The sequence below is a fragment of the Bacillus sp. JJ1532 genome (genome assembly GCF_036965085.1).
Taxonomy (GTDB): Bacteria; Bacillota; Bacilli; order Bacillales; family Cytobacillaceae; genus Cytobacillus.
Genome location: NZ_JBALOW010000066.1, coordinates 1 through 5,455 on the forward strand (window position 1 = coordinate 1; position 5,455 = coordinate 5,455).

Sequence of the window (5,455 nt, forward strand, 5' to 3'; positions counted from 1 at the left end):
TATATATGACATATTTATTTACATTTACTCTGTTCTTTTTCAGCCTAAATCCATATTTGGTTATTAATGGTTTGGATATAAAAATAGCGAACAGTGACATTTGCTGTTCGCTATTAAACTCCTCTATTATTGTTATTACTACTTTTCGTTTAGGATAAGCTCACTAATCTTGAACAATCCGAATGGCGTCCTGATCCAAGCTTTCCACGCCTTGTTTGAAGGCCAGTCTTGTTTTAAATCGATAAGATAAAGTGTCTGTCGATATTCTGGCATTGTTTGGCAAAAGGAATGAGAATGGAATTTTATTAACAGCTTCAGACTGAATGATTTTAGTAGTTAATATAGTGATAGAATCCACAATTTCTTCGCTTTCATCTGTCCTATTAAAGGTGACCAAATCACAATCTATCCTTTTCAGTTCTTGTGATATCGTGCCTCCCTTAATCAAGAAATGCCCCTTTACGACTTCACCTGGACGGTATATTTCTTTATCAAGTATCAGATCAATCTGTGCTGAACCTATTCCTATTAATGCCATATATTTTCTTAATATCATGTATACTCTCCTGTTTATATTTTGGGTTCTTGTGTCTATTTATTAATGAATGAATTTTGAACTCGTCTCTCTATTAAAGCTTCCATTTTGAAGTTTTTTATAAATAAAAGCAATACCATTCAATAAAAAATCGGGAATTTTCTTCGGTAAATAGCGCTTATTATAGAAGCGGTAGAACGCTTCCTTTAAATCCGCCCACTGGGTGCATAATTTGGATTGTCTAAATCGAGCTACATCAATAATTTTAATTTCATTATTAGATGTAATAATAATGTTTCGCAAATGAATATCAGATGGATTTAACCCTTGTTCTCTAGCTAGCTGTAAAGCTGCATCTATTTCCTTTACCTTTTCTTCAAAAATCGGTATTCCCTTTGTTAGGCATTCAAAAAGTGTATGCCCATCTATATAATCAATGACTAAATAATTAGGGCCTGCTTCATATAGAGTGGGAAAATAACGGATATGCTGAATCGATTTGTAAATTTCCCCCTCCTCCTTAGCTAGATGGGTATAATCAGGGAAAAATACCTTTATTGCTTTAGTAGATTGTTGAATTCTAAATACATACGCACTTCTTCCCTTTCCAATCAAAGTTAGCGATTTATCGTAATCCAAAAGCTTTTGTTCGTTATGAGTAGTGATCATTTTGACACTTTCGGCTAAATTAGTAAATTGAAAAATAGTAGACACGCTCCCCTAGTTATTTGTTTAACGAACAATCAAAAAAGGCGTTATAACCGATTTTCTGGTTATAACGCCTTATACAAAAAGACCTTACCAAAAAATCGGTAAGGTCTCGCAAACAAATTAAAATTGCCAATAAAGCCGAGGATTTAATCCCGTAATGACGACTTTATTGTATTGCTACTCCCCTTAAACGGAAGAATTATTCGTTTTCGTTAATCATAGTATAATAGCAATTTTTAAATGAGTCAAATAAACAGCCCGTTTTTTAAAGATTAATCACTTTATTATTCCTTACTTAATAATTGTAGCACCAAGAGTTTTCTCAAAATGTGTAAGCGCCCATTCGTGCCCGGTTGGATTGAAAGAAGCAACGGCGTCTTCATAGATAAAAATATTGTAACCTTGGTTATAGGCATCAATAGCCGTATGAAGGACACAAATATCTGTACATACACCTACTATATAAATATCTGTAATTCCCCGCTCTCTAAGTTTTATAGATAGATCTGTCCCGGCAAAAGCGGAATATCTTGTTTTATCTATATATTGAACATTCTTTCTCATCTTATTTTCATCGTAAACATCCTTCAGTGCACCATACAAATCTCTTCCTTTTGTATGCCTAATATTATGGGGCGGAAACAATTTCGTTTCTGGATGAAAGGGATCTCCTTCTTCATGGACATCTATTGCAAAAACGACATAATCATTTTTTTCTATAAATTCTTTTGTGATTTCTGTAATTCTCTCTTCTAAAGCTTGACCGGGTTTTCCACATGTTAATGCGCCGTCTTCTGCAACAAAATCATAGGTGTAATCTACATTAATTAATGCCTTTTTCATAGCTATGCACACTCCTACTATTTTGATTACTTTCATTCATCTTCCAATTCAATCTTATCTTTGCGCTTCTTAATATTCAACTAATTAAGTAGGTTATTGAATTTGATTGACCCTTAATCTTTAGAAAAAAAATTAGGAAGTTGAAAACATCAACTTCCTTTCATTACATAAATCCTTTTCTTTATTCAAATAATGGGCTCACAGCTTTTTCATTGTGAATACGATCGATTGCTTCTACAAGTAATGGAGCAACAGATAATAAAGTAATTTTATCTATTCGTTTTTCTTCAGATAGCTTAATTGTATTCGTAACTACTAATTCTTTAATGGGTGAGGACTCGATCCGTTCAATAGCAGGGCCCGATAGAAGTGCATGGGTGCAGCAGGCGTATACCGCTTTTGCTCCATTCTCGATTAAAGCATGAACACCAGTCGTAATGGTTCCAGCTGTATCAATTAAATCATCAATAATAATGGCGTTTTTCCCTTCAATATTCCCGATAATGTGCATGATTTCCGTTTCATTATGCTCAGGACGACGGCGATCAATAAGGGCCAGTGGCACATTGAGCAAATTAGCCATCTTTCTTGCCCTAACAACTCCTCCATTATGCGGGGCCACAATGACAAGATCATCCAATGCCTTTTTCTTAAAATAATCAGCCAGAATTGGAATTCCGGTTAGATGATCCACGGGTTTGTCGAAAAAGCCTTGCACTTGCGGAGAATGGAAGTCGATTGTCAGGATCCTAGTTGCTCCTGCCATTTCCAATAGGTTAGCAATGAGCCTAGCTGTAATGGGCTCCCTAGAACGGGCTTTTCGATCTTGACGCGCATAGCTGTAGTAAGGCATTACAACATTGATCATTTTAGCAGAAGCTCTTTTTAAAGCATCAATCATAATAAGGAGTTCCATGATATGTTCATTCGTAGGCTCTGAAGCCGATTGAACTAAAAATACTTCACTTCCTCTGACACTCTCTTCAATTTGAATTTGAATTTCTCCATCACTGAATTGTTTGCTTGAGCATTTCCCAAGCTCACAACCTAGAACCTGTGCCATTTCTTCAGCAAGCTCACGATTTGAGTTTAAGGTAAACATTTTGAAATTGTCTTTTAGTATGTATGACACCGTTTTACCTCCAAGGTATTTTATCATTTTTGGTTATTATCATTACTTTATATTACATGAAATGTAGTTATGAAGAAAGCTTTAACTGCTTATGCAAACCAATGAAATGTACCTCATTTAAATAGAAATAAACGAACAGCGAGTGGCTCAATACGATGCTGCCTTTTCTTCTATTAGGAAAACCTATTTTCACCAATACAAAACACTAGTACGCAAGTAAATTTTGCGCAAAATCTCTATTATAGAGCAAAAAAGTCTTGCATGTGAATCACATAATAAATCATTGTACAACATATATCCCTATAAAACTAGACTTGGCATACTTCTTGCATTATTGTATGGTAGTTTGTGAGACTACTTCCGAAGTAGTACCAAGCTTGAATTCTTATTACTTTTTTCAAAAATCCTAGGAGGAAGTGTAGAAATGAGCACTTTTAGCAACATCATGATAATTGGGGTATCAGTCCTTTTTATCGTCACCTTATTACTGATTCTTATTGTATTGGTTTCAGTATTGGTCATTAGAAAGCGGGATTTGTCACAAACTCAGCACTCAATCAGACGAAATTTCCCTATCCTTTCTCGTATTCGGTATCTTTCCGAACATATTGGTCCAGAGTTAAGACAGTACTTTTTTGAAGGAGATCATGAAGCTAAGCCTTTTTCACGACTAGACTTTCAATATATTGTGAAATCAGGGAAATACGCTAAAAACATCATTGCTTTCGGAAGCAAGCGCGATTTTGACAAACCCGGTTTTTATATTCGAAATGCATTTTTTGCGAAACAACTCACAGATTTACAAGCTGATAATGAAAACCTTATTACTACACATAAATATGTGGAGGATAAAGATACACTTTTTTCCCGTCATGAGCATCGAGAGCAAGCTCAAATAAAGCCGTGGCACTATACAGATGCAGATAAGATTATTATAGGAAAAGACTCCTGCCGCTATCCATTCACGATCAAAAGCCCTGTGGCCATGAGCGGAATGAGCTACGGAGCCCTTGGCGATCATGCGATTTCGGCACTCTCCTATGGTTTGAAAGACGCAGGTGCCTATATGAATACAGGTGAAGGCGGACTATCGCCCCACCATTTAAAAGGCGGAGCAGACATTATGGTCCAAATTGGCCCAGCGAAGTTTGGATTTAGAAATCCTGACGGAAGCTTTTCATATGATTTGCTTCGTGAAAAAGCAAGCAATCCACAAGTGAAGGCTTTTGAAATTAAACTAGGGCAAGGGGCGAAAATTCGGGGTGGTCACATTGAAGGTTCAAAAGTCACGCCTGAAATTGCTGAGATCCGAGGAGTAGAACCATATAAAACCATTGATTCACCGAACCGTTTTGAGGAATTCGATGATTTGGATTCCATGATGGACTTTATTGAAAGAATACGGGACGAATCCGGTAAGCCTGTCGGAATTAAAATGGTCATCGGCAGTGAAGAAACATTTGAAGAATTTGCTGCTTATATGGCGATTATGAAAAGATACCCTGATTTCATCACCATTGATGGCGGAGAAGGCGGAACTGGAGCGACTTATCAAGCAATGGCTGATTCTGTCGGACTCCCAATTAAACCTGCTTTAATGATAGCTCAAAGAGTATTGAAGAAATATAATATGCGAGACAAAGTCACGTTAATTGCCAGCGGTAAATTATTCTCTCCAGATCGAATTGCCATTGCGCTATCTCTTGGAGCAGATATTGTACACGTTGCCAGAGGCTTGATGATTTCAGTCGGATGTATCGGTGCCCAAAAATGTCAATCCAACGAATGTCCAGTAGGAGTGGCCACAACAAATCCAAAGCTTCAAAAAGCTTTAGTCATAGAAGAGAAAAGATACCGGGTGACAAACTATATAACAACGCTTCGTGAAGAATTGTTTACGCTAGCAGCAGCTGCAGGTTTGACATCACCTAGACAATTCAATGAAAAACATGTCGTATTTGTAGATCAAAACTTTCATGTAAAAACGATTGAGCATGTAAAACAAAATGAAGATAAAAAACAACTCATTTCTATTTCATAAATAAGAGAAAGTCTGTTACAAGAAGATTGTGACAGACTTTTTTTGTCTAAATATAATGCCTCCCCGTAGGAACTTTAATGATCCTCCTAAGTATCAATTGTTAAAATCGGAATCAAATTGAATGTTTATTTATTATAAGTACCATGTAGTATTCATAGCACTCGTTTTTGTTGGTTCGATTAAAAAACACTAA

General features: G+C 36.2%; 5 protein-coding genes. 1 reads left to right on the plus strand and 4 read right to left on the minus strand.

The window, feature by feature from the left end:
- Positions 1-163 precede the first annotated feature (163 nt).
- From V7122_RS19795 to V7122_RS19810, 4 genes are all read right to left on the minus strand, one after another.
- Entirely contained in the window at positions 164-556 is a 393-nt protein-coding gene (locus V7122_RS19795; RefSeq protein WP_335348326.1) for a sporulation protein, read from the minus strand.
- 42 nt (positions 557-598) lie between these two features.
- Positions 599-1,249, minus strand: a complete 651-nt coding sequence (locus tag V7122_RS19800) for a protein kinase family protein (protein ID WP_335348325.1) — start codon at positions 1,247-1,249, stop codon at positions 599-601.
- Between the two features lie 288 nt (positions 1,250-1,537).
- Positions 1,538-2,089: a cysteine hydrolase family protein gene (locus V7122_RS19805; RefSeq protein ID WP_335488910.1), complete on the minus strand. Its 552-nt coding sequence runs from the start codon at positions 2,087-2,089 to the stop codon at positions 1,538-1,540.
- 181 nt (positions 2,090-2,270) lie between these two features.
- Entirely contained in the window at positions 2,271-3,248 is a 978-nt protein-coding gene (locus V7122_RS19810; protein ID WP_335348324.1) for a ribose-phosphate diphosphokinase, read from the minus strand.
- Positions 3,249-3,645: 397 nt separating this feature from the next.
- Here V7122_RS19810 and V7122_RS19815 point away from each other — a divergent pair, with 397 nt between their 5' ends.
- Positions 3,646-5,262, plus strand: coding sequence for an FMN-binding glutamate synthase family protein (locus tag V7122_RS19815; RefSeq protein ID WP_335488905.1), 1,617 nt, complete (start codon positions 3,646-3,648; stop codon positions 5,260-5,262).
- The last annotated feature ends 193 nt before the right edge of the window (positions 5,263-5,455 follow it).